Source organism: Roseomonas fluvialis (assembly GCF_022846615.1).
In the GTDB taxonomy this organism is placed as follows: domain Bacteria; phylum Pseudomonadota; class Alphaproteobacteria; order Acetobacterales; family Acetobacteraceae; genus Neoroseomonas; species Neoroseomonas fluvialis.
This window is the reverse complement of the sequence record NZ_AP025637.1, coordinates 3,916,286-3,942,817: the sequence shown is the minus strand read 5'-3', so window position 1 is coordinate 3,942,817 and position 26,532 is coordinate 3,916,286. Positions and strand designations below refer to the sequence as shown.

The window sequence follows — 26,532 nt, the reverse complement described above, 5'->3', positions numbered from 1 at the left end:
CTACCCCGCCAGCAGGCGCGTGATGAAGCCGGCCATGCCCGGCTGGCGCCGGCGTTCGCTGCGCGCCGCATGCAGGATGGCGCGCACCTGCGCGACCGTGGCGTCGAAGTCGCGGTTCACCACCACGTGGTCGAATTCATCCCAATGCGTGATCTCCTCGCGCGCTGCGGCCATGCGGCGCGCGATCTCGACCTCGCTGTCCTGGCCGCGGCCGCGCAAGCGCGCCTCGAGGTCGGGCAGGGATGGCGGCAGCAGGAAGATGCCCACCACGTCCTCCGGCAGGATCGCCTTCACCTGGCGATGGCCCTGCCATTCGATGTCGAACAGCACGTCGCGCCCGGCGGCCAGCGCGGCTTCCACCGGCGCGCGCGGCGTGCCGTAGGCGCGGCCGAGGAAGCGCGCGTGCTCCAGCAGTTCATCCGCCGCAACCATGGCGTCGAAGGCCTCGGGCGTCCTGAAGAAGTAGTGCACGCCCTCCTGCTCGTTCGGGCGCGGTGCGCGGGTGGTGGCGCTGACCGACAGCGAGAGGTCGGGTTCGGTCGCCAGCAGCGCCCGCGAGACCGAGGTCTTGCCTGCCCCCGGCGCGGCCGCGAGCACCAGGCACATGCCGCGCCGCGCGATTTCCACGCTCATGCGACACCGCCGGGGCTTGCGTGTTGCGTTGCACCAACCCATCTATTCCAAAGGGTTAGGGGGGAATAAACAACAGGAGCCTCCGACATGGAATCCGCCGCCTTCTTCCTCGCCCTGGCCACCCTGGTGGGGCTGCACCTCACGGCCGCCATCCTGGTCGACCGCGACCCGACCCTGCCGCTCCGCCGCTCGGAGGACTGATCCGGCTTGCGTCCCGCGCCGCCCCGTATGGCGCACGGGGTTGGCGGGGCCGCCGCGCGCCCTGCAAGGCTACGCCTTCGGTGGCTTGCGACGGCGAACAGTCGCCGCGAGCCACCCGGGGCATGAACCGCGGCGCCGGCCCGCTCACTCCACATTCGCCGATTGCTCCTTCAGCCGTTCGATGGCGGCCTTGAGCTCGAGCCCGATGCGCGTCAGCGCCGTGCTGGCCGACTTGCTGCACAGCGTATTCGCCTCGCGCACGAATTCCTGCGTGAGGAAGTCGAGCTTGCGACCGATCGCCTCGCCCGAAGCCAGTAGGCGCCGCGCCTCGGCGATATGCGCGGACAAGCGGTCGAGTTCCTCCCGAACGTCGGATTTCGTGGCGAGCAGCGCCACCTCCTGCGCCAGGCGGTCTTCCGGCACGCGGCGCTCGCCCTCCAGCAGCGCGGCCAGGCTCTCGCGCAGGCGCGCGGCATGCAGCGCGGGCTGGCCGGCCGCCTCGGTCGCGGCCAGGTCGCGCAGCGCCGCCACCTCATCCAGCAGCACGCCCAGGATCTCGGCCAGCTTCGCGCCCTCGGCGCGGCGCGACGCGACAAGCCCGTCCAGCGCGCGCGCGAAGGCGGCGGCAACGGTGGCGCGCTTGGCCTCCTCCTCCACCTCGTCGGGTTCGGCGGTCTCGGCACGCAGCACGCCTGGCAGCGTCAGCAGCGCCTCGGCACGCGGCGGCGGACAGCCGGGGATGCGCGCGGCGAGGTCGAGCGCGATGCGCAAAGCCTGCTCGAGCGCAGCCGGGTCGGGCGTGAGGCGCGCGCCGGCCGCGCGGTCCTCGCGCTTGACTGTCAACGTCGCGTTCACGTTGCCGCGCTTGAGCAGCCGCGCGGCCGCTTCCTTCAACGGGGTCTCGATCGCGTCGTAGCCGTTGGGCAGGCGCAGCCGCACATCCAGCCCGCGCCCGTTGACGCTGCGCAGTTCCCAGACGAAGGAGGATCCATCGGCCAGGCTGCCGCCCTCGCGGGCGAAGCCGGTCATGGAGGAGAGGGGGTGCGTGGCCATGGCGCCGCTTCTCCCCCCGGAAGGGTCGCGATGCAAGCCGCCTGGACGCATGTGCTGGTGACGGGCGCGTCCTCGGGCCTGGGCCGCGCATTGGCCGAGGCGTGCGCCAGGCCGGGCGCGGTGCTGCACCTGTCCGGACGCGATGCCGTTCGGCTGGACGCCACCGTGGCCGCCTGCCGCGCAAAGGGCGCCGATGTCCGCCCCGTGGTTCTCGACGTGACCGATGCCGATGCGATGGCGCGCTGGATCGGCCGGGCAGGGCGGCTCGACCTGGTCATCGCCAATGCCGGCATCTCGGCCGGCACGGGCGGGCTCACGGAACCGCCCGCGCAGTCGCGCGCGATCTTCGACACCAACGTCACCGGCGTGCTGAACACCGCCCTCCCGGCCATCGAGGCCATGGCCGCGCAGGCGCCAGGCGCGGATGGCGTGCGCGGGCGCGTGGCGGTGATCGCCTCGCTCGCGGCCTTCGTGGCCGCGCCCGGCGCGCCGGCCTATTGCGCCACCAAGGCGGCGGTGCAGCGCTGGGCGGAGGCACTGGACGCCAGCGAGCGCGCGCGCGGCATCCGCCTGCATGCGGTCTGCCCGGGCTATGTCCGCACGCCCATGACGGCGCGCAACGCCTTCCCCATGCCTTTCCTGATGGATGCCGAGGAAGCGGCGCGGCGCACGCTGGACGGCATAGCGCGGGGGCGCGTGCGCATCGCCTATCCCTGGCCGACCTATGCGATGGCGCGGCTGGCGGGCGCGTTGCCGCCGGCGGTGACGTCGTGGTTCTTCGCACGCATGCCTGCGAAGGGGCAGGCGGAACCGTGATGCGCGCGCGGTGCCGAATCATGCCGCGGCACGGCTGATCCTGCCGCGTCTCCCGCCCTCGCGCGCGCCGGGGCCGGAGGCTTCACACCGTCAGGCGCCGCACGCTGCCGGCAATGGCGTCTGGGCCAGTATCCGCTGACGTTGAACCGGGAAGCGGTCCGTCGGCGGATGTACGTGCGCGCAGGGCGCTGGCTGGACCGAGATGGGCACAGGCGAATCGCGACCTATCGCCGGCTGGTAACCAGCCAGACCGAGGCCAGCACCACCGCCCCGCCGGCGATCACCTGCCAGGACGGCACCTCGCCCAACCAGACCGCGGCGATGGCGGTGGAGAACACCGGCTGGATGTAGCCGACCATGGATGAGTCCGCCGCGCGCGCGCGCGTGGCCAGCCCCAGGAACAGCGTCAGCGGCACCGCAGTCGCGAAGATCGCGAGGATCACCGCCACCACCCATACATCCGTCGGCTGCGCCAGCGCCCCAGGCCCGTCCACCGCCAAGGCGAGGCTGCCCGACAGCGCGCCCGAGACCAGCTGCTGTCCCAGCGCCAGGGCCGCCGCCGGCCCGCGATCGGCCCGCCGCACCCAGATGGTGCTGAGCGCGTAGGAAAACGTCGCGACCAGGATCAGCAGCGATCCGGTCACGCTGCCGCCTTCGAACCCGCCCGCTCCCACCACCAGCATGATGCCGCAGAAGCCGAGCGCGATGCCGCCCATCATGCGCGGCGTCGGCGTCTCGTTCTTCAGCAGCCAGCCCGCCATCAACGTCAGGATCAGCGGCCCCGCCGCCTGCACGAGCGACGCCGGCGCCGCCTCCATCCGCTGCAGCGCCATCGGCAGCAGCGTGTTCGGCACCACGCCGCTCAGCACGCCCAGCACCAGCGACGTGATGACCACGCTGCGCGAGATGCCGCCCAGTTCGCGCCGGAACCACAGGAAGGCGAAGACCGCCACCGCCGCCAGCGCGCCGCGCACGCCCGCCACCGCGAAGGGCGGCATCTGCGCCGCGAGGTAGCGGATCAGCGGATAGGCCGCGCCCCACAGCGCGCTGATGACGATCAGCCGCGTCCAGAGCGCGGCACCGGTCAGCGGCGTCATGCGGCGTGGCGCCCGCTCATGCGCGGCCCGCAAGCGCGGCGAGTTCGTGGCGCAGCACCTTGCCCACGCCGTTGCGCGGCACCGCCGGCACCAGCACGATCTTTCGGGGCGCACGCAACCCAAGCCGCGCGCGGCAATGCGCGAGCAGCGCCGCGGTGTCGAGCCGCCCCGGCGCAGCCTCGACCACCGCGAGCACCGGCAGGTCGCCATGCGCGGCGGAGGGCAGGGCGAACGCCGCGCAGTCCGCGAGGCCGGGAAAGCCCAGCGCGGCGCCCTCGATCTCGGTGGGGAAGATGTTGATCGTCCCCAGGATCATCATGTCGTCGCCGCGGCCGCCGAAGAGCACGTGCCCATCGGGCGTGAGCGTCGCGATGTCGCCCGTGTGGTACCAGCCGCCGGGCAGAAAGGCGGCGGCCGTCGCGGCCGGGTCGTCGAGATAGCCATCCGCCCGCCCCGCCGAGAGGATGCGCAGGACGCCGGGCGTCCCCGGCGGCAGGCGGCGACCGGCCTCGTCCACGATGATCGCCGAGGCACTCCAGGCGCGTCCCACGCCGTCCGGATGGCGCGCGTGGTCCTCGGGCAGTGCGATGGCGACGACGCCGCATTCGGTCGCGCCGTACAGCACATGCAGGTTCCGCGTGAGTTCCGCCTGGATGCGCGCCCGCAGCGCGCCCGGCACCGCCGTGCCGGTCAGGTTCAACGCAACGCCCGCCGGCCAGCCGCCCATGCGCGGCACCTCCTGCAGCAGTGCCTCGGCGCGGCTCGGGGCCAGGACCACGATCTCGATGCCGTGGCGGCGGACCAGGTCGACCAGCGGCGGGCCCTTCGCCGGGGCGTGGAAGGCCCAGCAGGAACCCGCCGCGATCGCCGTCAGCACCGACCAGCGCGACTGGGCGAATTCCGCGGTGATGGCCGAACACCGTCGCGCCGTCGCCTGCGGGCGCGCCAGGCCGCGCAGCGTCAGCAGCCGCTCGGTCATCGGGATGATCTTCGGCCGTCCGGTAGTGCCCGAACTCGGGATCAGCACCGTCGTGCCGTCCGGGCCCGGGGTCGGGATGTGACTGTCGTCGAGCGCCGGATCGGCAGCGATCGCTGCATGGTCCGGGATGAGCAGGCCGAGGGACCCGACCGCGTCCTCGGCCTGGTCGCCGATCACGGCCACGGCGCCGACGCGTTGCGCGAGATCGGCGCGCATCGCCGGCGTGTCGTGGCTCGCCAGGCCGATCTGGTCGCAGCCCAGGCGCATCAGCGCGAGCGTCGTCGCCAGGTGGTCGATGTTGCCGCGGATGGTGATGCCGACGCGATCACCCGGCCGCAGGCCCTGCCGTTCGAGCCACGCCGCCATGCGTCGCGCCATCTGGTCGAACTCGCTGCAGGGCACCTCGCGCCCGGCATCGATGATGGCAATGGCGGCGGGATCGGCGCGGCCCAACTCCCGCACGGCGTCGGGGATGCGCCACGGTCTCATGGCGCGGCCGGCACTACCGGTCGTCCCAGCCCAGGAAGGCGCAGAACTCCGCCGCCGTCGCGCGCTCCGTCACCAGCGTGTTCTCCGGCGCCGACGGGTCGGCGTGGCCGAGCGCCATGCCGCAGACCACCACCTCATGCTCCGGGATGTCCAGCATCGCTCGAATGGTCGCGTGATGCGGCGCGAAGGCCGCTTGCGGGCAGGTGTCGAGACCCATGCCGCGCGCCACCGTCATGACGTTCCCGAGGAACATCCCGTAGTCGAGCCAGGAGCCGATCTCGAGCCGCCGGTCGATGGTGAAGATCATCCCGACTGGTGCGCCGAAGAAGGTGAAGTTGCGCGCGTGCTGCGCCTTCATCCGATCGGTATCGCCCTTCGCGATGCCGAGCAGCCCGTATAGGTCCCAGCCCACCTTGCGGCGGCGCGAGAGGTATGGCTCGAAGAAGGCCTCGGGGTAGTAGCGATACTCCGCGTCCACCTTTGCACCGGCTTCCGCCACCAGCCCATCGGTCAGCGCGCGCAGCCTGGCACCCGCCAGCGCATAGCCGCGCCAGGGCTGCATGTTGGTGCCGGACGGCGCGCGCGCGGCGATGTCGAGGATGAGTTCGACATCGGCACGCGGCACCGGCGTGGGCAGGAAGGCGCGGATCGACCGGCGGGAGGTGATCGCCTCCGCGGCTGTCACCGATGCGTCTCGGCGAAGGACACGGGGCGGCCGATCGGCGCGCCGAGCACCTCGTCCTCGCGCATCACGGCGCGGCCGCGGATGATGGTCGCGACAGGCCATCCCGTGCAGACAGTGCCGTCGAAAGGCGTCCAGCCGCAGGGCGAGGCCAGCCAGTCGTTGCGGATCATGCGCTGCCGCTTGAGGTCCACCAGCGTGAAGTCCGCATCGTAGCCGGCGGCAAGCCGCCCCTTGTTCAGCGCGCCATAGACGCGCGCCGGGCCCGCGCACATCAGGTCGACCAGGCGCGAGATCGACAGTCGGCCCGACGTCACGTGATCCAGCATCAGCGGCACCAGCGTCTGGATGCCTGTCAGCCCCGCGGCGGTGTTCGGCCAGGGCCTTTCCTTCGCCTCGCGCGAATGCGGCGCATGGTCGGACCCGATGCAGTCCACCGTGCCGTCGTTCACCGCCGCCCAGGCGGCATCGAGGTGCCGCTGGTCGCGGATCGGCGGATTCATCACCGCATAGCCGCCGAGCCGGTCATAGGCCTCGTCGGTCTGCGTCAGGTGGTTGAGCAGCACCTCGACCGTGCAGACATCGCGATAGTCGCGCAGGTAGGCGAGTTCCTCGGCGGTCGAGACATGCAGGATGTGCGCGGCGCGGCCGGTCTTGCGCGCCAGCGCCATCAGCCGTTTGGTGCCGAGCATGGCGGTCTCGACATCGCGCCAGACCATGTGGTTGCGATGCGGCATGCCGGGCGTGAACATCGGCTTGCGTTCCTGCAGCCGGTATTCGTCCTCCGAATGGTAGCAGATGCGCCGGCGGCCCGATCGCATCACGGCCTCAAGGCTGGCATCGTCCTCAACCAGCAGGTCGCCGGTCGACGAACCCGCAAACACCTTCACCGCGCAGACATTGGGCTGCAGTTCGAGGTCGGCCAGGTCGCCGATGTTCTTCTTCGACGCACCGACATACAGGCCGACATCGCAATAGGCGCGGCCTTCGAGGAAGGCGCGCTTCTCGTCCAGGATATCGCGGCTCACGACCGACTTGGCCGTATTCGGCATGTCGAAGACGGCCGCGAGGCCGCCCAGGACCGCCGCCTTCGTCCCGGTCTCGATCGATTCGACCGACGCGTCGCCCGGATCACGCAGATGCACATGCGGGTCGATCAGCCCGGGCAGCACGTGCAGGCCGGCGCAGTCGATCGTCTCCGCCGCCTCGGCCGAGCGGAGGTTGCCAAGCGTGGCGATGCGCCCGTCGCGCACCGCGACGTCTGCCGCCTCGACACCCCAGGGCGTGACGACATGGCCGCCCTTCAGAATCAAATCATAGCGTTCCATGCCAAGCCCTCTGTTCGCGATGCCCCTATGTCGCACCTGAAGGCACGGTGGGGAAGGCGGTGGCGAAGGGCGCGGCGGGCGAGGACTTTGCCCTCCCCCGGACCCCCACCCACCAAGGGCTTAAGGCCCTTGGAACCCTCGAGTTGATCGGGGGAATAGGGGCGGGCAGGGCGCGCGCTTCGTGTCGGTGGCACTGACGATGCCCCCCCGCCGAAATCCTGATGAAAAGCCCGCGGTCCAGGGGGCCGCAGCCCCCTGGTGGGGGAGGTCCGGAGGGGGCAAAGCCTCCTCCGCCGCGCGCCTCTACCCTGCGACTTCCACGGCCGCCTCCAGCCCCAGCACCGCGGCAAGGGCTTCCACGCGGCGCAGCACGCTTTCGCCGGCGAACACGCCGGTGCCTTCGACCAGGCGCAGCACCAGTCGTCCGCCGCGGCGTTCGATTTCGGTGCCCGCCAGCAATTCGGGCGTGCCGCCGGACAGGGTGTAGGCCAGGCGCAGTGCAGCGCCGAGGGTTTCGGCGCGGCGCACCGCCGGCAGGTCGAGCAGCACGCGCGCGGCCTGGATATAGGTGGCTTCCGGCGCGGCCTCGTAGCGCAGCGCGACCGCCAGGGCGAGGAAGGCGCGCGCGTGGTGATCCAACCCCACGCCCGGCTGGCGCAAGACGCGGAAGTAGGAATGTTCGGCACGGTAGTCCGGATGGTCGTGGCTGCCGATGTCGCTCGCCCAGCAGGCGGCGATGCGCAGCGCAGCGTCGGTGGGGGATTCGGTTTCGAACAGGCCGCTGGTCCAGCGGGCCAGCGCACCGGGCAGGCGCGGGTCGCGTCCGAAGCGGGTCGCGAGGTCCTGTGCCGCCGCCAGCAGCGGATCGGCCTGGCGGGTTTCGCTTGGCAGGCGTCGCGCATACCACCCTTCGCGCAGCCCGTTCGCGCTGAACACCACGCGGCGTGCTCCCGAAGCGCGCAACAGGCGGCGCAACACCACCGCCGCCCAAGGCAGGTCCGACAGGCGCTTGGATGGCGCGCCGGGCATGCGTTCCAGGGTGCGGCGCGTGGCGGCCATGACCACGCCGGCCAAGTCGCGCGCTTCCTCGCGCATCAGCGCGTAGTGATGCACGATCGACAGCGGATAGGCGGTCTGCGCGATGTGCATGCGCGCCAGCGCGCGCCAGGCGCCACCCACCAGGTAAAGGTCGCGGCCATTGGCCTCGGGCAGCCAGGGCACGCGGGCGAATTCCTCGTCGGCCAGAGCGCGGCCGCGCTGCACCTCGCCGCCCGCACGCTCCGCCAGGCGGATGGCGCCGAGCGGCAGGCTGGCCACGCGCCCCGCGCGCCCATGCGCCAGTTCCACCAGTTCGAGCGACCCGCCGCCGATATCCCCCAGCACGCCATCGGCGCCGGGGAAGCCCAACAGCACGCCGTCGGCCGACAGGCGGCCTTCCTCGTCGCCGGTCAGCACGCGGATCACCAGGTCGGGCAGGCGGTCGCGCAGCGCGGCGATGAAGGCCGCGCCATTCGCAGCGTCGCGCACCGCGGCCGTGGCCAGCACCTCGACCGGGTCGGCGCCCATGGCGCGCGCCACGGTGTGGTAGCGGACCATGACGGTGAGCGCCTGCTCGACCGCGTCCTCGTTCAGCCGGCCCGTGGTCACCAGGCCGCGGCCCAGGCCCAGCACAGCCTTTTCGTTGAAGATCGCGAGCGGATTGCGCCCATGCCCTTCGAAGACGACGAGGCGGACCGAATTCGACCCGAGGTCGACGACCGCCGATCGCGCCGCGCGCAGCGGCGCGCCGGCCGCGGGCATGTCGGTCATGGCGGTGTCCATGCTGGTCAGTCCTGCACCACGCGGTCCTGCCGCTGGCGCCGCGGCGTGCCCTTGAGCGCGCTGCCGCGGCCCGAGAGCGAGGGGTTGGTCATGAAGTATTCGTGCGCCGAGACACCCTTCTCACCGGGCTGCAGCCGCGTCCAGCCGCCATCCGCGCCGAGCTGCCATGACTGCATCGTATCCTTCAGGTTCACCACCATGATCTGGTCGACCACCTGGGCGTGCACGGTCGGGTTCTCGACCGGCACCATGGTCTCGACGCGCCAGTCCATGTTGCGCGCCATCCAGTCCGCGGAACTGATGAACACCCGCGCACGCCGCGACGGCAGGCGATGCCCATTGCCGAAGACGCAGATACGCGAGTGTTCCAGAAAACGTCCGACGATGGATTTCACGCGGATGTTCTCGGACAGGCCGGGCACGCCGGGGCGCAGGCAGCAGATGCCGCGCACCACGGCATCCACGCGCACGCCGGCGCGCGATGCCGCATACAGCGCATCGATCAGCGTCTCGTCGACCAGCGAGTTCATCTTGATCCAGATCGCCGCCGGCTTGCCTTCCTTCGCGAAGGCAATCTCCTGCTCGATCAGCCCCAGAAGCGTGGGGCGGATCGTGAGCGGCGAGAACGCCAGCTTGTCCATCGTTTCGGGCCGCGCATAGCCGGTCATGAAGTTGAACAGCCGCGCGGCATCGCGCGTCAGCGCCGGGTCGGCCGTGAAGTAGGACAGGTCGGTGTAGATGCGCGCCGTGACCGGGTGGTAGTTGCCCGTGCCGAAATGCGCGTAGGACCGGAGCTGCGCGCCCTCGCGCCGCACCACCAGCGACACCTTCGCGTGGGTCTTCAGCTCGACGAAGCCATAGACCACCTGCACGCCGGCGGCCTCCAATTCGCGCGCCAGGGCGATGTTGCGTTCCTCGTCGAATCGCGCCTTCAGCTCGACGATGCCGGTGACCGACTTGCCGGCCTCGGCGGCCTCGATCAGCGCCTTGGCGATCGGGCTGTCGCGTGTGGTGCGGTACAGCGTCTGCTTGATCGCGACCACGTTCGGGTCGCGCGCCGCCTGACGCAGGAACTGCACCACCACATCGAAGGATTCGTAGGGGTGGTGGACGACGATGTCCTTCGCCCGGATCGCCGCGAAGCAGTCGCCGCCGAAATCCAGGATGCGTTCGGGGAAGCGCGGCGTGTAGGGCGTGAACAGCAGGTCCGGCCGGTCCTCGGCGATCAGCTGCGTCAGGTCCGACAGGCCGAGCAGCCCGTCCACGATGAACACCTCGCTGCGCGGCGCCTGCAGTTCCTCGGCCACGAATTCCAGCATGTCGGCCGGCGTTGCCGCGGTGACGGACAGCCGGATCGGGCGGCCGCGACGGCGGCGCTTCAGCGCGGTCTCGTAGGACCGCACGAGATCCTCGGCCTCTTCCTCGAATTCCACGTCGGTGTCGCGGATCAGGCGGAACAGGCCGGTCTCGGCGGGGATGAAGCCCGGGAACAGCCGGTCGAGGAACAGCAGGATCAGGTCTTCGAGCTGCACGAAGCGGATCGCGCCGTCCTCGCGCACCGGCAATCGGATGAAGCGCTGCACTTGCGGCGACAGCGGCAGCAGCGCGCGCATGGTTCCGCCGTCTTCCTCGCGCACCAGCTTCAGCACCATGCACAGCGACAGGTTCGAGATGAACGGGAAGGGATGCGCGGGGTCGACCGCAAGCGGTGTGAGCACCGGAAACACCCGGTCCATGAAATAGGCCTCGAGCCAGTCGCGGTCGGCGGCATCGAGCTCCGCCGGTTCGCACACCGCGACACCCGCGCCGCGCAGCAGCGCCCGCAACTCCTGCCAGGCATCCTGCTGCGCGCGGATCAGCGCCTGTGCCTGGTCGTGGATGGCCGCCAGCTGCTGCGCCGGTGTCTTGCCATCGTGGCTGAGCTTGCCGATTCCGGCGCGCTCCTGCCCAACCAGGCCGGCCACGCGCACCGAATAGAACTCGTCGAGGTTGGAGGCCGAGATTGCCACGAAGCGCAGCCGTTCCAGCAGCGGATGGCGCGGGTTCGCCGCTTCCTCCAGCACGCGCTGGTTGAAGGCGAGCCAGGACAGCTCCCGGTTGATGTAGCGCGCGGGGCTGCCGAGCAGCGCCTCGGCGGCGTCGGGGGCGATGGCGGCGACATGGTTCATGGGCAAACCCTACAGCAGCGCGGCGGCGGGCGGGGAGGGCAGGTCGAGGGCTGCCTCGGAAGCGTCATCGCCGAAACCCTCCCAGCCGGCCAGCGCGGCGCGGGCCAGGGGGCGGGTGACCGGCGCGCGGGCCTGCATGGCGGCGCGGTCGAGCCGCGCCACCGCCTCGGCCAGCGCCGCGGCTTCCCGCGGCAGGCGGGCCAGCAGCCAGGCCTGGATGTCGGGGGCCACGCGCAGCTGCCGGTCGGCGAACAGCTTGGCCAGCAGCGCCGCCAGCAGCCCGTCCCCGGGGGTGGCGATGGCGACGGCGGTGGTGGCGCGCAGGCGGCTCGACAGGTCGGCCAGCGCAACGGGCCAACGCGACGGCGCCTCGCGCGCCAGCAGCAGCAGCCCCTCGTGGCGCTCGGCGCACAGGTTCACCAGGTGCAGCAGGGCCGTGGGGTCGGGCACGGCATCGGCATCGTCCAGCACGGTGCCGCCGGGGGCGGGTGCGGGCAGGTCCCGCAGCAGCGGGCCTTCGATCACGCGCCAGCGACGCACCGCGGCGAAGGCGCGGCCCAGATGCGTCTTGCCCACGCCCTGCGGCCCGAACAGCGCGAGCCGCCCCGACGGCCATTCGCCCACGCGGTCGAGCCAGGCGACCGCCGCCGCATTCGACGCATCCTCGAGAAAATCGGCGCGGTCGGTCGAGGCATCGAGCGGCAGCGGCAGTGCGAATTGCCGCGCGGGCGGCAGGGCCATGGCGCGCTACATCCCCGTCCGCGGCGGGTCGAGATAGAGCGGGCTCTCGAGATACCGCCGCAGCCAGTAGCGCGCCACCACACCCAGCGCGGCCGCCATCGGCACCGCCAGCAGCACACCCAGGAAGCCGAAGGCCACGCCGCCGGCGAACAGCGCGAAGATCACCCACACCGCGTGCAACTCCACCCGGTCGCCGAGCAGGTAGGGGTAGATCACGTAGCCCTCGATGGTCTGGCCGACGATGAAGATCGCGACCACCATCATCACCTCGTTCCAGGTGCCGAACTGGCCCATCGCCAGCAGCACGGCCGAGGCGAAGCCGGTCAGCGACCCGACATAGGGGATGAAGGTCAGGATGCCCGCCATCAGCCCGATCGTCAGGCCCAGTTCCAGCCCCACCAGCTGCAGCGCCACGGCATAGAACACGCCGAGCGCGGCGCAGCACAGCAACTGCCCGCGCAGCCAGGCCGAAAGCACGCGGTCGGTGTCCCGCGCCAATTGCCGCATCACGGCGGCATTCTTGCGCGGCAGCCAGGATTCCACGCGCCCTAGCATCACCGGCCAGTCGCGCAGGAGGTAGAAGGCCACCACCGGCACCACCACCACCAGCGTGAACACCTGGAACAGCGCGAAGCCGCCGCCGATCAGCCGCGTGGCCGCGGTCACGATCCAGGACAGCATCGACCCCGCCTGGTTCACCGCCATGTCGCGCAGGCGCTGGTCCATCATGTCGGGCCCGAGCGCTTCCTCCAGCCGCAGCAGCCCGTCGCGCAGCAGCGTGCCCAGGCCCGCCACATAGGTCGGCAGCCGCTGCACCAGGATGCCGATCTGCGCGAGAATGAGCGGATAGAGCAGCAGCATCGCGGCCAGCCCGACCGCCATCAGCAGGAAGATCAGCGAAAACGCGCCGAGCGACCGGCGGATCCCGATGCGCGTCAGCCGCGTCGCCAGCGGGTCGAGGAAATACGCGATCACCGCGGCCAGCACGAAGGGCGTCAGGATGCCCTGGAACAGCCACAGGCAGAACAGCAGCGCCGCCCCCAGCCCGACCAGCAGCCCGGTGCGCTGCGCCTTGGTGGCGGTGCGCGGCGCGGCTGGCGGCGGGAAGCGCGAGGCCGGCGCCGCGCCCGGTCGCGGCGGCGGGGCCGGCAGCCGTGGCGGGGTGTCGTTCACGCGCCGCCGCCCGCGGTCAAGCGTGCGGCCTGGATTACATAGGCCGCGCCGGAGCCGAGCGTGGTCAGCGCCACCACCAGGATCATCGCATCGAGCAGCAGCGGCGCGGCCAGCCCGAACCCCGCCAGCAGCAGCGCCAGCGCCGCGAGCGCGATCTGCGCGGCGGTATTCGCCTTGCTGACCATCAGCGGGCGGATGCGCGCCCGCACCCCCAGCATCCACAGCGCCACCACCCCGCCCACGATGAGCACGTCGCGGAACACCACGAGGATCGCGAGCCAATCCGGCAGCACGCCGATCGCCGCCAGCGTGACATAGACCGACACCAGCAGCGCCTTGTCCGCGATCGGGTCGAGCAGCGCGCCGAGGGCGGAGCGCTGGTTCCAAACCCGCGCCAGCCAGCCATCCACCGCATCCGAGACGCCGGCCCCCACGAAAACCAGGAACGCGAGGTCAAGCCGGTGGCGCAACATCAGCCAGACCGCCGCCGGCACCGCGCACAGCCGTGCGAGCGTGATGAGGTTGGGCACGGTGAACAGCCCGGCGCCATTCCCCGCCGGGTCCTGCCCCGAAGGGACGGGGTTGCGGTCAGGACCGTCCTGCAAGGCCCACGCGCCAGGCATCGCCCGGCGCCCCGGACCCGGGGACCATCGCCAGGCCCTGGCGGGCCAGTTCCTCGGCCGCCACCGCCGGGGGGGCGCGCAGCCCAAGGCGCAGCCGCGCCCGGTCGGTCGAGATCGCGACCACCTCCATCCGCGCCGTATTCGCGACCAGGCGGCGGCGGATCTCGAGCCATTCGTTCAGCGAACCGTACTGGGCCACCGCCTCGACCGTCGCGGCGGCGGGCGTAGAGGCGACAGGGCGCGGCGGCGGGTCGCCGGGGGCGCCGGGCACGGCCGGCGTGGTGCCCTCGGCCGTCGCGGCGCTGCCGGTGATGGCGCGCACGCGCCCCGGGTTGAAGTTGACCGTGATCCGCCCGGTGTAGCGGGTGGGGGAGGTGCGTTCCTCCTCGATGATGATCGAGTTCACCATCGATTCGATCTGCTGGTCCGACAGCGACCGCGTCACGCCGGCGGCGGTGGCGATCCGATCCCAGGCGGCGCGGCGCCCGGCGGTGAAGGCGCGTTCGCGGGCGATCACGCCGTTCTCGGCGGTGGCCTCGGCGGGCACGCCGCGCTGGGTATAGGCCACGGCCGCGGCCTCCTGCGCGCGCGGGGCGGCAGGGGCGGCCAGCGCCAGCATGACGGTTGCGAGGATTGCCGCCGCATGGTTCTTTCCGCGCGCCCGCGTGAAGCGGGACCTGACCGCCATGAGCTTCCCCATTCCTCATCGATGGGCGGCCGGGGGCCGCCGCGCAGCGCCGTGGCGCCGCATCCGGCAAGCCAATACCCGATCGGAGGCCGCCCTGACCAGTTCCCCGTCCGCCCCGCTGACCTACCGTGCCGCGGGCGTCGACATCGAGGCCGGCGACGCGCTGGTCGATGCCATCAAGCCGCTGGCGAAATCCACCGACCGGCCGGGCACCATGGGGGGCCTCGGCGGCTTCGGCGCGCTGTTCGACCTGAAGGCGGCCGGCTTCACCGACCCGGTGCTGGTCAGCAGCACGGATGGCGTGGGCACCAAGCTGCGCGTCGCCATCGATGCCGGGCTGCACGCCACGGTCGGCATCGACCTGGTGGCGATGTGCGTGAACGACCTGGTGGTGCAGGGCGCGGAGCCGCTGTTCTTCCTCGACTACTTCGCGACCGGCGCGCTGGACGTCGCGTCCGCCAAGCAGGTGGTGGCCGGCATCGCCGAGGGCTGCCGGATCGCCGGCTGTGCCCTGGTAGGCGGCGAGACCGCCGAGATGCCGGGCATGTACGCGAAGGGCGACTACGACCTGGCCGGCTTCTCGGTGGGGGCGGCGGAGCGCGGCGCGCTGCTGCCGAAGCCCGATGTCGGGCCGGGCGACGTGGTGCTGGGGCTGATGGCGTCCGGCGTGCATTCGAACGGCTTCTCGCTGGTGCGGCGTATCCTGGAGCGCGGCAATGCGGGGCTTGGTTCCCCCGCACCTTTCGCGGCCGGGCGCACGCTGGGCCAGGCGCTGCTGGAACCCACGCGCATCTACGTGAAGCCGCTGCTGGCCCTGCATCGCGCCGGGCTGGTCAAAGCCGCCGCGCACATCACCGGCGGCGGCCTGCCGGGCAACCTGCCGCGCGTGCTGCCCGAAGGCACGCTGGCCGTCCTGGACGCCACCGCCTGGACGCCGCCGCCGGTCTTCGCCTGGCTCGCGCGCACGGGCCAGGTCGCGGCCGAGGAAATGCTGCGCGTCTTCAACTGCGGGATCGGCATGTGCGTGGTTGTTGCGGCGCAGGATGCCGAGGGCGCGACGAAGCTGCTGGAAGCCCAGGGCGAGGCGGTGCGGCGGATCGGGGTGATCGAGGCCGGCGACGGCGCCGCCGCGGTGCGCATCGACGGGCTGCGGGCCGGCTGGCCGGCATGATACGGCGCGCTGCCGGCGCTGGCGTGCGGCAGCGCATGCAAACAGCGTTGCCGCAGCGGTTACGCGCCGCCGATCCGCGCCTGGTCCGCGCCGCGTGGCGACGGCCCGTTCGCGTGGCGTCGCGACGCCTTCTCCGCGTCGCCCGGCGACCCACCCGCTCCCCCGCGTGCGCCTTCCTCCGCGCCGCTCCGCGATTTTTCCTCCGCGCCGCTCCGCGGCTTTTCCTCCGCGCCGCTCCGCGGCGACACGCATGACCCGCACCCGCGTCGCTGCGCTGATCTCCGGCCGCGGGTCGAACATGGCCGCGCTGCTGGCCGCCGCCGCGGCTCCCGCCTACCCGGCCGAGATCGCTCTGGTGCTGTCGAACCGCGCGGATGCGGCCGGGCTCGCCACCGCCGCCGCCCGGGGCGTGCCGACCGCCGTGGTCGAAAGCCGCGCCTTCGGCCGCGACCGCGCGGGGTTCGAGGCAGCGATGCAGGCCGTGCTCGACCGCCACGACATCGGCATCCTCGCGCTCGCCGGCTTCATGCGCGTGCTGACCGAAGGCTTCGTGGCGCGGTGGGACGGGCGGATGATCAACATCCACCCGTCCTTGCTGCCGGCCTTTCCGGGGCTCGACACCCATGCCCGCGCGCTGGCCGCCGGCGTGAGGTTGCACGGCTGCACGGTGCACCTGGTCAGCGCCGGCGTGGATGAAGGCCCGATCCTGGCCCAGGCCGCCGTGCCGGTGCTGCCGGGGGACGACGAAGCCACCCTGGCCGCGCGCGTCCTGGCGGAAGAACACCGCCTGTACCCGGCGGCGCTGGCCTGGCTGGCGGCGGGGCGCGTCGCGGTGGCGGGCGGCGTGGCGCGGGTCGACGGCGTGGTGGGCGCACAGGGTTGCCTCGCGAACCCCTTGCCCGCAGCGCCGGGGCTTTCTAAAGGCTGACGTGACATTGCGGTGTTGGGGATCAGTCCGTGGCCGAACAGCAGACCTATGACTTCGTCGAAGTGAAGCCCGCCGACATCCTGGCGGAGCGCCAGCGCGAATGGGCCGGCTTCACCACCTTCATGACCTGGGGCACCGGCGTTGTGGTGGCGATCCTGGTGCTGGTCTACCTGCTCTGGGGCTGACCGCACCCTGAACGGCGCTTTGCTGCGACATTCGACGGCCGGGATCGGACCGCACGGCCACTCGCGTGGCTGCATTTGCGGCCGGGAATCGGGAGCCGGACCACGGCCCGGGCCGACGCTTCACCAGTTCTCCTGAAACCCGACGGCGATCGGGGCGCTGGCCACGGTCACGCCGCGGCGCGATGACCGGCCGATGGTTCCAAGCCGCTCGCGCCGATCGTCAGGGCTGGAAGGCGCCCGGGCGGCCCAGCAGCCAGCCCTGCAGCGCATCACAGCGCGCATCCCGCAGCGCGCGCATCTGGCCAGCGGTCTCCACCGCCTCGGCCACCGTGACCGCGCCCAGCGCATGCGCCATCTCGACCACCGCGGCGACCAGCGCGCGGGATCGCTCGGCACCGGCATCCTGGTGCTCGACCCCCGCGGTCAGCGCGGGGTCGAGCTTCACGGCGGCAAAGGGAATGTCGCGCAGCACCCGCGCGGAGCCATGCGTGCCGCCGAAATCATCCAGCGCGATACTGATACCGAGATCGCGCAGCGATGCGGCCACGCCCCGCGCCGCCACCAGGTCCCGCGTCACCGCGGCCTCGGGCAATTCGAGCGACAGGCCGCGGGGGTCGACGCCGGTCGCCTCGATCGCGGCCTTCACCATGGGGGCGGCATGGCCGCTCACGATGCCGCTGACCGAAACGTTGAGCGCGAGATACGGCCCGGAGCGCGGCCAGCCGGCGCGCATGCGGAAGCCCTGCACCAGCACCCAGGCATCGAGCGCCACGCCGCGGCCCACCGCATCGGCGGCGGCCAGCGTCTCGCGTGGCGAAATCGGGCCGAGTTCCGGGTGTTCCCAGCGCAACAGCCCCTCGTAGCCGACCGGGTCCAGCGTGGCGGCCGCGCAGATCGGCTGCAGGTCAAGCCGCAGGCCAGCCCCGCCGGCCGCCAGCGCTTCGGCTAGCGCCTCCCCAAGGTCCTGCAGGGTCGACCGCTGCGTCGTCGCCGCGGGCAGGGTGCCGTCCATGCCGTTCCTCCGTCTCCAGGCCCCGCATCAGGCACCGGGCAGCGTTAACGGGTCGTCAGCGCCGGCGGCGTGATCGGGATCATGGCGGCGCCATGCCAGGGGTGCTGTGGTGAGATCGCGGGCAAGCGGCCCGCGCTCCGGAGGCAGTCAGCGATGGCCATCATCAACGGAATTCTGCGCGGCACCATCACCGGCGGCGGCGACCCGTCGGGCGGCGGTCGCGTCCAGGTGCAACTGCCCGCGCTGGCGGGGTCCGGCAGCGTCTGGGCGCCGGTCTGCCGGGCCTTCGGGGGCGGCGGCGGTGGGGGTGGCAGCGTCGGCGGCGCGGTCTGGGTCGCCTTCGAGAATGGCGACCCGGCCTATCCGGTGGTGCTCGGCCTAGCGGACTGAGCACCTGTACCGAAAGTCGCCCTGCGGCGACTTTCGGTGTCGGGCGACGGCCCGGTCAGTCCACCAGTTCGGTGCCGGCGAAGAAGTAGGCGATTTCGATCGCCGCGTTTTCCGGGCTGTCGGACCCGTGCACGGAATTCGCCTCGATGCTCTCGGCGAACAGCTTGCGGATGGTGCCCTCGGCCGCCTGGGCGGGGTTGGTGGCACCCATCAGCTCGCGGTTCTTGGCCACGGCGTTCTCGCCTTCCAGCACCTGCACCACCACGGGGCCGGACACCATGAAGTCCACCAGGTCGTTGTAGAACGGGCGGGCGGCGTGCACCTCGTAGAACTTCTTGGCATGCGCGCGGCTCATCCAGATGCGCTTCTGGGCGATGATGCGCAGGCCGTTCTTCTCGAAGATCGCGTTGATGGCGCCCGTGAGGTTCCGCCGCGTGGCGTCAGGCTTAATGATGGAGAAGGTGCGTTCGATGGCCATGGCGGCTGTCCTCGGGGGTTCTGGAGTCGGGCCGCCCGATAGAAGGGATGGCGGGCGCGCGCAACCCCCGCCGCCCTGGCGCGGCCGCCGGTCGGCGGCCGCCGCGGTCGGGATGCGGGACCGGCCCGCACCCCGGCGCGTCAGGCAGCCTGCTTCATGGCCGCCGCGTTGATCTCGCGCGACGCCTTGGTCAGCGTGCTGTCGGCCGCCTTCTCCTCGGCCAGGTTGGCGTCCAGCAGCGCCACGATGTCCGACTTGCCGGCCGCGCGCGCCCAGGCGATCAGCGCGCCGTAGCGGGCCATCTCGTAGTGCTCAACCGCCTGGCCGCAGGCGATCAGGCCTGCGTCACGCACGCTGCCGGGTTCCGGCGCGTCGTCGATCAGCTCCTCGCATTCCTCGATCAGGCCGTTGATGGCCTCGCAGGTCACGCCCTGGGCGCGCTTGCCGAGCGCCTCGAACACCTGCTGCAGGCGTTCGATTTGCCCCTGCGTCTCCTCGCGATGCGCCATCAGACCCGCACGCAGCGTCTCGCTCTCGGCCGCCTTGGCCATCTTCGGCAGCGCCTTCAGGATCTGGCGCTCGGCGTAGTAGATGTCCTTGAGCGTGTGCAGGAACAGGTCGTCAAGAGTCTTCATGCGGGCCATGGGGCGATCCTCCGGGGGGGTGACGTGTCGTCTGGCGTTCAACGCCCTGCTGGGCCCGGGGTTGCGCTGACCTCCCGCGCAACGCGCGCCTGACAAGCGGTGGCCGAGCCGGTAGAAGGCCGCTGCCATGACCGTCCTTGCCCTCCGCGACCTGACCATCCGCATCGCCGGGCGCGCGTTGCTGGACGGCGCCAACCTGCAGATCGACACCGGCCGGAAGGTAGGTCTGGTCGGGCGCAACGGCGCGGGCAAGTCCACCCTGCTGCGGGCCATCACCGGGGATCTGCAGCCCGATGGCGGGGAGATCCGCCTGGCGCAGCGCGCGCGCATGGGCCATGTCGCGCAGGAAGCGCCGGGCGGCGACGACAGCCTGCTCGACATCGTGCTCGCGGCCGATACCGAACGCGCGTCCTTGCTGGCCGAGGCGGAGGCGAACCCCGACCCCGCCCGCCTGGCCGAGATCCACGATCGCCTGATCGCCATCCGCGCCGACAGCGCGCCGGCACGCGCGGGCGCCATCCTCTCGGGGCTCGGATTCGATGCCGCCGCGCAGGCGCGTCCGTCCCGCGAATTCTCGGGCGGGTGGCGGATGCGCGTGGCACTCGCGCGCGCGCTGTTCATGGAACCCGACCTGCTGCTGCTGGACGAGCCGACCAACCACCTCGACCTCGAAGCCACCATGTGGCTGGAATCCTGGCTGCAGCGCTTTTCGGGCGCGGCCATCGTGGTCAGCCACGACCGCGGCCTGCTGGAACGCTGCGTCGATTCCATCGCGCATCTCGATCGTGCGCAGATCACGCTGTACCAGGGCAACTTCGCCGATTTCGTGCGCCGGCGCGCCGAACGCCAGGCGCAGCAGGCCGCCGCCAATGCGCGCATCACGGCCGAACGCGCGCATATCCAGTCCTTCGTGGACCGCTTCCGCTACAAGGCCAGCAAGGCGCGCCAGGCGCAGTCGCGCCTCAAGGCGCTGGAACGCATGCCCGCGGTCGAGGCCCTGGTCGAGGACCACCCCGTCCGCTTCGCCTTCCCCGCCCCCGAGGAACTCGCCCCGCCGATCCTGTCCTTGACCGGCTGCGCGGTCGGCTACGGCGGCCCGCCGATCCTGCGCGGGTTGAACCTGCGCCTCGATCAGGATGACCGCATCGCGCTGCTGGGGTCGAACGGCAACGGCAAGTCCACGCTGGCGAAACTCATTGCCGGGCGGCTGCAGCCAGAGGGCGGGACGCATTTCCGCACCCGCGCGCTGCGCGTGGGGTACTTCGCGCAGCACCAGACGGAAGAACTCGACCTGTCCGGCACGCCGCTGACCCACATGCAGGCAGCGCTGCCCAAGGCGACCGAGACCGCCTGCCGCGCGCAGCTCGCGCGGTTCGGCCTCGATGCCGACCGCGCCGAGACGCGGATCACGTCGCTGTCGGGCGGGGAGAAGGCGCGGCTGCTGCTCTCGCTGACCACGCGCGACGCGCCGCAGCTGCTGATTCTCGACGAACCGACCAATCACCTCGACATCGATGCGCGCGAAGCGCTGGTGAAGGCGCTGGCTGACTTCCCCGGCGCGGTCGTGCTGATCAGCCACGACCCGCATCTGGTCGAGCTGGTGGCGGACCGGCTGTGGCTGGTCGCGGACGGCACCGTGACCGCCTTCGATGGCGACCTCGACGACTACCGCGCGCTGCTGGCGGACCGCGCACGCGGCGGCGCGCGCGGCGAAGCCGGCGCCGCCAAGGCCGGCGCGCGGCGCGACCGCGCCGATGCGCGCATCGCGACCGCGCCGCTGCGCGCCCGCGTGAAGGAGATCGAGGCCTCGCTCGAGAAATTCGCGCGCGAGGATGCGCTGATCGCCAAGCGCCTCTCTGACCCCGAGACCTACGCCCGCTTCAAGCCCGAGGACATCACCTGGGCGAACACGCGTCGCGCCGCGATCGCGCACCAGGTCGCGCTGCTCGAGGAGGAATGGCTCGACCTCTCGGCGCGACTCGATGCCGCCTGAGGGGGCGCTCCCGCCGGCGAGACGACCGGCGCGGTTGGCCAGCCTTCGCACCGTGCCACGCAGCGCAAAGCAGCAAGCCGACAATCAGCCGCCGCGCGGCGCCTCGTTCGGGCCGCCGCCGACTAGGTGTTCGTCCAGCGTGCGGCGCATGAAGGTCGGCCAGAGCGCACGGCCGGTGGGCGGCTCCGCGGGCAGGCGGTCCTGCGCCTGCGCTGCGGCGGCCTCGGCCGTCCGAGGCGGGTCGATGCTTCCCATCACGCCCTCCTGACCTTCACTCCGCAAAGGCTAATCGTATCGCGAGGCGAATCACAACGAAAGGTTGTGTGACTGCGAAAAATACCCCGCTGGACCAGCGCGGCCGGATCGGCGAACAGACAGCCAAGGCCGCCGCCGGGGCGCGGCCAGGAGGAAACCGCATGATCCGCCGCCGCACGCTGCTCGCCACACCCGCCCTTGCGCTGCCCGCCGCCGCGCGCGCCCAGGCCTGGCCGTCGCGGCCGGTGCGAATCGTGCTCGCCTATCCGCCCGGCGGATCGACCGACGTGCTGGCGCGCACCCTCGCCGCCGCGCTGGCCGAGGCGATTCCCGGCAGCACCTTCGTGGTGGACAACCGTCCCGGCGGCGCCGCTGTGGTCGGCACCCAGGCGGTCGCGCAGGCGGCCCCGGACGGCTACACGCTGTCGCTCGGCAACAACCAGACGCATGCGGCGAATGCGGCGATGCTGCCCTCGCTGCCCTTCGATCCGATCGCGGATTTCGCCCCGATCGCGCGGCTGGCCGCCGTGCACCACGCGCTGGTGGTGCCCGCCAACGGGCCGCGGACGCTGGCCGAACTGGCGGCGAAGGGAAAGAACGGCGGGCGTGTCACCTACGCCTCCTCCGGCGCAGGGTCGGCCAGCCACGTCATTGCCGAGACCTTCGTGCGCCGCGAGCGCATGGACGCTACCCACGTGCCGTATCGTGGCGGCGCCCAGGCCACCACGGACACCGTGGCGGGCACGGTGGATTTCTTCGTGTCGACCTGGCCGCAGGTGGTCGCATTGGTGCGCGACGGCCGGCTGCGCGCGCTGGGGATCGGCGCCCCCGCGCGCCTGCCCGAAACACCCGACGTGCCGACCTTCGCCGAACTGAACGCGACCGACCTGGCCGTGGATGCCTGGTTCGGCATGTGGGCACCGGCGCGCACCGACGCTGGCATCATCACCCGCCTGTCGGACACGCTGGTCGGCATCGTGAACCAGCCGGCCATGCGCGAACGACTGAACGGCCAGGGCTTCGTCGCCGCGCCCATGCCCGCGGCGCCCTTCGCCGCCTTCCAGCGGGAGGAACTGTCCCGTTGGCGCGCCCTGGTGGAACTGACGGGCATCCGGCTGGCTGGGTAGCGCGCGGTGCACGGGGAGGGCTCTGCCCTCCCCGAACCCCACCCGCCAAGGGCTTAAGGCCCTTGGAACCCTCGACTTGATCGGGGGAATCGGGGAGGGGCATGGCGCGCCCGTGGCGTCGGTCGCCGACGTTGCCGCTCCCCAATTCCCCCGATCAAAAATCCGCGGTCCAGGGGGCCGTAGCCCCCTGGTGGGGGAGGTCCGGAGGGGGCAAAGCCCCCTCCGTCCGCGCCACGTGTTCGCTCAGGCCTTCTTCTCCCACCCACCCGGCCCCTGCTGCCAGTAGGTCAGCGCGTGCCCCGCCGCCTTGGCCGCCGCCCAGCGCATGCGCGCCGCGGCCACCGCCGCCTCGTCGCTGCCGTCGAACAGGTCGAGCACGCGGTCGTACTCCGCCAGGCGCCCGCTATCAGCCCCGGCGACCAGCATCAGGAAGCGCGCGCCGTTGGCGGGCGGCGCGTCCTCGGTGGCGAGCAGGATCGGCTGCAACGCATCGTGCTCGCCGCCGGCCAGGCCATGCGGCAGCCAGTCGGGATCGGTCGCGGTCCACAGCGCGGCGTCGATCGCGCGGGCGCGCTCGGCATCGCCGCACAGCACATGGGCGCGCCCGCCCGCCGCCAGCACGCGGCCAAGCAGCCGCGGCAGCGCCTGTTCCAGCGCCGTTCGGGTCAGGTGGTAGAATCCGATCTCTGCCATGGCGCTAGAGCATCACCCGCTCGCACGGGTTCGGTTGAACGGGCCAGGATGCTCGCAAAAAGCCGAAGGCTGGAGCGCATGATGTGAACCCTCGCGACCGGCATGTACTCGAGCCTGCCGCCCGCGGCGCGCGACGCATGCACCGACTTCCCGCGCGCGCGTCACGGCTCCTGCTCGAAGCGCATCGCCACCAGCCGGTCGAGCAGCCGCGCGCCGAAGCCGGTCGGCCCGGCCGGCCCCAGCGCATGGGGGTCCTCGGCCGTGTCCACCCCCGCGATATCCAGGTGCGCCCAGGGCGTCGTGTCCACGAATTCCCGCAGGAAGGCCGCGGCGTGGCAGGCATCGGGCAGGAAGCGCCCGCCCCAGGCGCCGGATCCCGCCGGCGCGCATTGCCGCAGGTCGGCGATCTCGGACCGCAGCACCTCGCGATGCGTCGGCCCGATCGGCATGGGCCAGAGCGTCTCGCCCACCGCCTCCCCCGCCGCGGCGGTCGCCGCCATCAGCGCGGCGTCGCTGCCAAACAGCCCTGCGCGGTGGTGGCCCAGCGCCGCGATGATCGACCCGGTCAGGGTCGCGAGGTCGACCACGGCGCGCGGGCGGAACGCGCTGATCGCGTGGTGCAGCGCATCGGCCAGCACCAGGCGGCCCTCGGCGTCGGTGTCGATCACCTCGACCGTGCGGCGGGACGCGGTGCGGATGACATCGCCGGGGCGGTAGGACGCCGCACCGGTGGCGTTCTCGGCGATCGCGAGCACCGCCACGGCGGATGCGGGCGAACGCCGCCGCGCCAGCGCCAGCATCGCGCCCGCACAGGCGGCGGCACCGGCCATGTCGGCGCGCATCGCCTCCATCCCGGCGGCGGGCTTGATGGAGATACCGCCGGTGTCGAACACGATCCCCTTGCCCACGAAGGCGACCGGGGGCAGCGGCAGCGTGCCGCGCCAGCGCAGCACCGCCAGGCGCGGCGGGTCGGCGCTGCCGCCGCCCACCGCCAGGATGGCGCCGAAGCCGTGGCGCGCCAGCCATTTGCGGCCGTGGATCTCGACTTCGATCCCCTCCTCGGCCAGGGCTTCCAGCCGTTCGGCGAAGCGGCGCGTGGTCAGGTGGTTGGCGGGTTCCGCGGTCAGGTCGCGGGCCAGCAGGCAGCCCGCCACGCCGGGGGCGAGGCGCGCGAATGCGGCCTCCGCCGCCGCCGGGTCGGGCGCGTGCACCACGAGCCGCCGCGGGCCGCGCGGGACGTCGCGGCTGCGATGCCGGTCGAAGTGCCAGGCGCCGAGCGCGATCCCGGCCGCGAGATGCGCGATGGCCTCCGCATCGTGATCGTCGCCCGCGAGCGCGATCTCCTCCGTCTCGCCGGCGGCACGCGCGGCGGCGGCTCCGGCGGCCTCGAAGGCCAGGGCCTGCGGCGCCGGGCCCAACCCCACGACGATACGCCGCGGATGGCCGGGCTGGTCGAGCACATGCCCTGCCGCACCGGTGAAACGCGCGGCGGCGGCAGCGGCGGCGAGCACGCGCGGCGGCGCGGCGCCCGCTGCCAGCGCATGCACGCAGGGCACCAACGGCCCCGGCGCCCCGCGACGGAAGCGGACCGCGATCACGCGGCGGAGCTCATCGGGCGCGCGCAGTACTGCGCCGGAGCGCCGGCGCGGGCCTCACCCCTCGTAGTGCTCCGCCACCAGCCGGTCGAGCATCCGCACGCCATAGGCCGTGGCCCCCTTCGGCACCGTGGCGGTGTCCTTGCCCGACCAGGCGGTGCCGGCAATGTCGAGGTGCGCCCAGGGCTTGCCCTGCACGAAGCGCTGGATGAACTGCGCCGCGGTGATCGACCCGCCAGGCCGGCCGCCGACATTCTTCATGTCCGCGATGTCCGACTTGATCTGCTTGTCGTAGGCCTCGCCGAGCGGCATCCGCCACGCCGTCTCGCCGGTCGCGCGGCCGGCGGCCTCGATGCGGCTGGCCAGCGTGTCGTCGTTGCTGAACAGCCCGGCGTGCTCGTGGCCGAGCGCGATGATGATGGCACCCGTCAGCGTCGCCAGGTCGACCATGAAGCGCGGGTCGAACTTCTCGATGCAGTAGTGGATCACGTCGGCCAGCACCAGTCGGCCTTCCGCGTCGGTGTTGATGACCTCGATGGTCTGGCCGGAGGCCGACTTCACCACGTCCCCGGGGCGCTGCGCGGTGCCGGAGGGCATGTTCTCGACCAGGCCCACGATGCCGATCACGTCGGCCTTGGCCTTGCGCCCGGCGAGTGCGGCCATCAGGCCGATCACGGTGCCGGCGCCGGCCATGTCCCACTTCATGTCCTCCATGCCGCCGGCCGGCTTGATGGAGATGCCGCCGGTGTCGAAGGTCACGCCCTTGCCGATGAAGGCGAGCGGCTTGCCCTTCTTGCCCTTGGGCGCGCCCATCCACTTCATCACCACCATGCGCGGTTCCTGCGCGCTGCCCTGGGCCACACCCAGCAGCGCGCCGAAGCCGAGCTTCTTCATCTCCTTCGGGCCGAGGATCTCGACCTCGAGGCCGAGCTTGGTCAGCGCCTTGCAGCGCTCGGCGCATTCCACGGGCGTGAGCACATTGGGCGGCTCGCTCACCAGGTCGCGGGTAAGAAAGACGCCGTCGGCCACCGCCTGCAGCGGGGCGAAGGCAGCCTTGGCCTTGGTGGTGTCGCTGGTCGCGACGGCGATGCGCTCGACCTTCGGCTTGTCATCCTCCTTCTCGGTCGTGCGGTAGCGGTCGAACCGGTAGGATTTCAGCACGGCGCCCATGGCGATCGAGGCGGCAAGCGCGGGGGCCAGGCCATCGGCGGCGACCATCGCCTCGCGTTCCTGCGCCACCGCGCCTGCCAGCGTGCCGCCGGCCGCCTCCGCGCCGGTCGCGGCGATGTCGTCCGCCTTGCCCAGGCCGATCGCGACGACCTTCGACAGCCCCGCGCCGGGCGCCCAGAGCGTCGCGGTCTGGCCCTTGCGGCCCTTGAACTTGGCGGCTTCGAGGCCGCGCGAGATCGCGCCGCCGGTCGCCTCGTCGGCCTGTTTCGCGAGGCCCGCGAGCGCGGCGTCCTCGGCCAGCGGCAGCACCAGGGCGCCGCTGCGCGGCAGGGCAGGCTTCACGAAGGCGATGTCGGGCATGGGGACTCCGCAGTTACGCGCGTTGGGTGGTGCACATTA

26 protein-coding genes are annotated in these 26,532 nt (G+C 72.2%); 7 read left to right on the top strand and 19 right to left on the bottom strand.

Going from position 1 to position 26,532, the window contains the following annotated elements; genetic code table 11:
* Both gmk and MWM08_RS18965 read right to left on the bottom strand, forming a co-directional pair.
* Positions 1–633, bottom strand: coding sequence for a guanylate kinase (gene gmk / locus MWM08_RS18970; RefSeq protein WP_244408066.1), 633 nt, complete (start codon positions 631–633; stop codon positions 1–3).
* A 345-nt stretch (positions 634–978) separates the two neighbouring features.
* Entirely contained in the window at positions 979–1,887 is a 909-nt protein-coding gene (locus MWM08_RS18965; protein ID WP_244408065.1) for a YicC/YloC family endoribonuclease, read from the bottom strand.
* A gap of 30 nt (positions 1,888–1,917) precedes the next feature.
* On the opposite strand from MWM08_RS18965, the gene MWM08_RS18960 reads away from it, so the two are divergent.
* On the top strand, positions 1,918–2,703 hold the full coding sequence (locus MWM08_RS18960; RefSeq protein ID WP_244408064.1) for an SDR family NAD(P)-dependent oxidoreductase: 786 nt from the start codon (positions 1,918–1,920) through the stop codon (positions 2,701–2,703).
* Between the two features lie 224 nt (positions 2,704–2,927).
* Here MWM08_RS18960 and MWM08_RS18955 read toward each other — a convergent pair whose 3' ends face one another.
* The 10 genes from MWM08_RS18955 to MWM08_RS18910 form a co-directional block, all read right to left on the bottom strand.
* The gene (locus MWM08_RS18955; RefSeq protein ID WP_244408063.1) at positions 2,928–3,800 is read right to left on the bottom strand and encodes a DMT family transporter; all 873 of its coding nucleotides are present in this window, start codon (positions 3,798–3,800) and stop codon (positions 2,928–2,930) included.
* Between the two features lie 16 nt (positions 3,801–3,816).
* The gene (locus MWM08_RS18950) at positions 3,817–5,241 is read right to left on the bottom strand and encodes a class I adenylate-forming enzyme family protein (protein WP_244408062.1); all 1,425 of its coding nucleotides are present in this window, start codon (positions 5,239–5,241) and stop codon (positions 3,817–3,819) included.
* A gap of 40 nt (positions 5,242–5,281) precedes the next feature.
* A complete protein-coding gene (locus MWM08_RS18945) occupies positions 5,282–5,953 on the bottom strand; it encodes a nitroreductase (protein WP_244408061.1) in 672 nt (223 codons plus the stop codon).
* Positions 5,950–7,278 (bottom strand): dihydroorotase, encoded by a 1,329-nt coding sequence (locus tag MWM08_RS18940; RefSeq protein ID WP_244408060.1) that lies wholly within the window; start codon positions 7,276–7,278, stop codon positions 5,950–5,952. Before MWM08_RS18940 ends, MWM08_RS18945 begins: the two co-directional genes overlap by 4 nt.
* A gap of 303 nt (positions 7,279–7,581) precedes the next feature.
* A complete protein-coding gene (locus MWM08_RS18935; RefSeq protein WP_244408059.1) occupies positions 7,582–9,099 on the bottom strand; it encodes a Ppx/GppA family phosphatase in 1,518 nt (505 codons plus the stop codon).
* A gap of 5 nt (positions 9,100–9,104) precedes the next feature.
* Positions 9,105–11,267: an RNA degradosome polyphosphate kinase gene (locus MWM08_RS18930; RefSeq protein WP_244408058.1), complete on the bottom strand. Its 2,163-nt coding sequence runs from the start codon at positions 11,265–11,267 to the stop codon at positions 9,105–9,107.
* Positions 11,268–11,276: 9 nt separating this feature from the next.
* Positions 11,277–12,008, bottom strand: coding sequence for an HdaA/DnaA family protein (locus tag MWM08_RS18925; protein WP_244408057.1), 732 nt, complete (start codon positions 12,006–12,008; stop codon positions 11,277–11,279).
* A 6-nt stretch (positions 12,009–12,014) separates the two neighbouring features.
* On the bottom strand, positions 12,015–13,181 hold the full coding sequence (locus tag MWM08_RS18920; RefSeq protein ID WP_244408056.1) for an AI-2E family transporter: 1,167 nt from the start codon (positions 13,179–13,181) through the stop codon (positions 12,015–12,017).
* Positions 13,178–13,786 carry a CDP-alcohol phosphatidyltransferase family protein gene (locus MWM08_RS18915; protein WP_244459991.1) on the bottom strand — a complete coding sequence of 203 codons (609 nt, stop codon included), beginning with the start codon at positions 13,784–13,786 and terminating at the stop codon, positions 13,178–13,180. The genes MWM08_RS18920 and MWM08_RS18915 overlap by 4 nt, the downstream gene beginning before the upstream one ends.
* Positions 13,770–14,492 (bottom strand): hypothetical protein, encoded by a 723-nt coding sequence (locus tag MWM08_RS18910; protein ID WP_244460066.1) that lies wholly within the window; start codon positions 14,490–14,492, stop codon positions 13,770–13,772. The genes MWM08_RS18915 and MWM08_RS18910 overlap by 17 nt, the downstream gene beginning before the upstream one ends.
* A gap of 94 nt (positions 14,493–14,586) precedes the next feature.
* Between MWM08_RS18910 and purM the strand changes: the two genes are divergently transcribed.
* From purM to MWM08_RS18895, 3 genes are all read left to right on the top strand, one after another.
* A complete protein-coding gene (purM, locus tag MWM08_RS18905; protein ID WP_423816053.1) occupies positions 14,587–15,663 on the top strand; it encodes a phosphoribosylformylglycinamidine cyclo-ligase in 1,077 nt (358 codons plus the stop codon).
* Positions 15,664–15,913: 250 nt separating this feature from the next.
* Complete coding sequence (gene purN, locus MWM08_RS18900; RefSeq protein ID WP_244408054.1) at positions 15,914–16,591, top strand: phosphoribosylglycinamide formyltransferase; 678 nt, start codon at positions 15,914–15,916, stop codon at positions 16,589–16,591.
* Between the two features lie 29 nt (positions 16,592–16,620).
* The gene (locus tag MWM08_RS18895; RefSeq protein ID WP_244408053.1) at positions 16,621–16,776 is read left to right on the top strand and encodes an aa3-type cytochrome c oxidase subunit IV; all 156 of its coding nucleotides are present in this window, start codon (positions 16,621–16,623) and stop codon (positions 16,774–16,776) included.
* Between the two features lie 220 nt (positions 16,777–16,996).
* Here MWM08_RS18895 and MWM08_RS18890 read toward each other — a convergent pair whose 3' ends face one another.
* Positions 16,997–17,788, bottom strand: a complete 792-nt coding sequence (locus tag MWM08_RS18890; protein WP_244408052.1) for an EAL domain-containing protein — start codon at positions 17,786–17,788, stop codon at positions 16,997–16,999.
* Positions 17,789–17,941: 153 nt separating this feature from the next.
* On the opposite strand from MWM08_RS18890, the gene MWM08_RS18885 reads away from it, so the two are divergent.
* Positions 17,942–18,178: a phage baseplate assembly protein V gene (locus MWM08_RS18885; RefSeq protein WP_244408051.1), complete on the top strand. Its 237-nt coding sequence runs from the start codon at positions 17,942–17,944 to the stop codon at positions 18,176–18,178.
* A gap of 55 nt (positions 18,179–18,233) precedes the next feature.
* On the opposite strand, the gene ndk is transcribed toward MWM08_RS18885, so the two are convergent.
* Together ndk and MWM08_RS18875 are read right to left on the bottom strand one after the other, a co-directional pair.
* On the bottom strand, positions 18,234–18,656 hold the full coding sequence (ndk, locus tag MWM08_RS18880) for a nucleoside-diphosphate kinase (RefSeq protein WP_244408050.1): 423 nt from the start codon (positions 18,654–18,656) through the stop codon (positions 18,234–18,236).
* A 140-nt stretch (positions 18,657–18,796) separates the two neighbouring features.
* On the bottom strand, positions 18,797–19,300 hold the full coding sequence (locus tag MWM08_RS18875; protein ID WP_244408049.1) for a YciE/YciF ferroxidase family protein: 504 nt from the start codon (positions 19,298–19,300) through the stop codon (positions 18,797–18,799).
* Between the two features lie 127 nt (positions 19,301–19,427).
* Here MWM08_RS18875 and MWM08_RS18870 point away from each other — a divergent pair, with 127 nt between their 5' ends.
* A complete protein-coding gene (locus tag MWM08_RS18870) occupies positions 19,428–21,293 on the top strand; it encodes an ABC-F family ATP-binding cassette domain-containing protein (RefSeq protein WP_244408048.1) in 1,866 nt (621 codons plus the stop codon).
* 84 nt (positions 21,294–21,377) lie between these two features.
* On the opposite strand, the gene MWM08_RS18865 is transcribed toward MWM08_RS18870, so the two are convergent.
* Positions 21,378–21,548, bottom strand: coding sequence for a hypothetical protein (locus tag MWM08_RS18865; RefSeq protein WP_244408047.1), 171 nt, complete (start codon positions 21,546–21,548; stop codon positions 21,378–21,380).
* Between the two features lie 161 nt (positions 21,549–21,709).
* Between MWM08_RS18865 and MWM08_RS18860 the strand changes: the two genes are divergently transcribed.
* Positions 21,710–22,675 (top strand): Bug family tripartite tricarboxylate transporter substrate binding protein, encoded by a 966-nt coding sequence (locus tag MWM08_RS18860; protein ID WP_244408046.1) that lies wholly within the window; start codon positions 21,710–21,712, stop codon positions 22,673–22,675.
* 243 nt (positions 22,676–22,918) lie between these two features.
* Here MWM08_RS18860 and MWM08_RS18855 read toward each other — a convergent pair whose 3' ends face one another.
* From MWM08_RS18855 to MWM08_RS18845, 3 genes are all read right to left on the bottom strand, one after another.
* The gene (locus MWM08_RS18855) at positions 22,919–23,368 is read right to left on the bottom strand and encodes a DNA polymerase III subunit chi (RefSeq protein ID WP_244408045.1); all 450 of its coding nucleotides are present in this window, start codon (positions 23,366–23,368) and stop codon (positions 22,919–22,921) included.
* A 161-nt stretch (positions 23,369–23,529) separates the two neighbouring features.
* Positions 23,530–24,966 carry a leucyl aminopeptidase family protein gene (locus MWM08_RS18850; protein WP_244408044.1) on the bottom strand — a complete coding sequence of 479 codons (1,437 nt, stop codon included), beginning with the start codon at positions 24,964–24,966 and terminating at the stop codon, positions 23,530–23,532.
* Positions 24,967–25,020: 54 nt separating this feature from the next.
* Positions 25,021–26,493, bottom strand: a complete 1,473-nt coding sequence (locus tag MWM08_RS18845) for a leucyl aminopeptidase (RefSeq protein WP_244408043.1) — start codon at positions 26,491–26,493, stop codon at positions 25,021–25,023.
* Positions 26,494–26,532 lie beyond the last annotated feature (39 nt).

Bases quoted from the DNA above. Each gene is read 5' to 3' on its own strand.
- gmk (WP_244408066.1), bottom strand. From the start codon at position 633: ATGAGCGTGGAAATCGCGCGGCGCGGCATGTGCCTGGTGCTCGCGGCC.
- MWM08_RS18965 (WP_244408065.1), bottom strand. From the start codon at position 1,887: ATGGCCACGCACCCCCTCTCCTCCATGACCGGCTTCGCCCGCGAGGGC.
- MWM08_RS18960 (WP_244408064.1), top strand. From the start codon at position 1,918: ATGCAAGCCGCCTGGACGCATGTGCTGGTGACGGGCGCGTCCTCGGGC.
- MWM08_RS18955 (WP_244408063.1), bottom strand. From the start codon at position 3,800: ATGACGCCGCTGACCGGTGCCGCGCTCTGGACGCGGCTGATCGTCATC.
- MWM08_RS18940 (WP_244408060.1), bottom strand. From the start codon at position 7,278: ATGGAACGCTATGATTTGATTCTGAAGGGCGGCCATGTCGTCACGCCC.
- MWM08_RS18935 (WP_244408059.1), bottom strand. From the start codon at position 9,099: ATGGACACCGCCATGACCGACATGCCCGCGGCCGGCGCGCCGCTGCGC.
- MWM08_RS18930 (WP_244408058.1), bottom strand. From the start codon at position 11,267: ATGAACCATGTCGCCGCCATCGCCCCCGACGCCGCCGAGGCGCTGCTC.
- MWM08_RS18925 (WP_244408057.1), bottom strand. From the start codon at position 12,008: ATGGCCCTGCCGCCCGCGCGGCAATTCGCACTGCCGCTGCCGCTCGAT.
- MWM08_RS18910 (WP_244460066.1), bottom strand. From the start codon at position 14,492: ATGGCGGTCAGGTCCCGCTTCACGCGGGCGCGCGGAAAGAACCATGCG.
- purN (WP_244408054.1), top strand. From the start codon at position 15,914: ATGACCCGCACCCGCGTCGCTGCGCTGATCTCCGGCCGCGGGTCGAAC.
- MWM08_RS18890 (WP_244408052.1), bottom strand. From the start codon at position 17,788: ATGGACGGCACCCTGCCCGCGGCGACGACGCAGCGGTCGACCCTGCAG.
- MWM08_RS18885 (WP_244408051.1), top strand. From the start codon at position 17,942: ATGGCCATCATCAACGGAATTCTGCGCGGCACCATCACCGGCGGCGGC.
- ndk (WP_244408050.1), bottom strand. From the start codon at position 18,656: ATGGCCATCGAACGCACCTTCTCCATCATTAAGCCTGACGCCACGCGG.
- MWM08_RS18875 (WP_244408049.1), bottom strand. From the start codon at position 19,300: ATGGCCCGCATGAAGACTCTTGACGACCTGTTCCTGCACACGCTCAAG.
- MWM08_RS18870 (WP_244408048.1), top strand. From the start codon at position 19,428: ATGACCGTCCTTGCCCTCCGCGACCTGACCATCCGCATCGCCGGGCGC.
- MWM08_RS18865 (WP_244408047.1), bottom strand. From the start codon at position 21,548: ATGGGAAGCATCGACCCGCCTCGGACGGCCGAGGCCGCCGCAGCGCAG.
- MWM08_RS18860 (WP_244408046.1), top strand. From the start codon at position 21,710: ATGATCCGCCGCCGCACGCTGCTCGCCACACCCGCCCTTGCGCTGCCC.
- MWM08_RS18855 (WP_244408045.1), bottom strand. From the start codon at position 23,368: ATGGCAGAGATCGGATTCTACCACCTGACCCGAACGGCGCTGGAACAG.
- MWM08_RS18845 (WP_244408043.1), bottom strand. From the start codon at position 26,493: ATGCCCGACATCGCCTTCGTGAAGCCTGCCCTGCCGCGCAGCGGCGCC.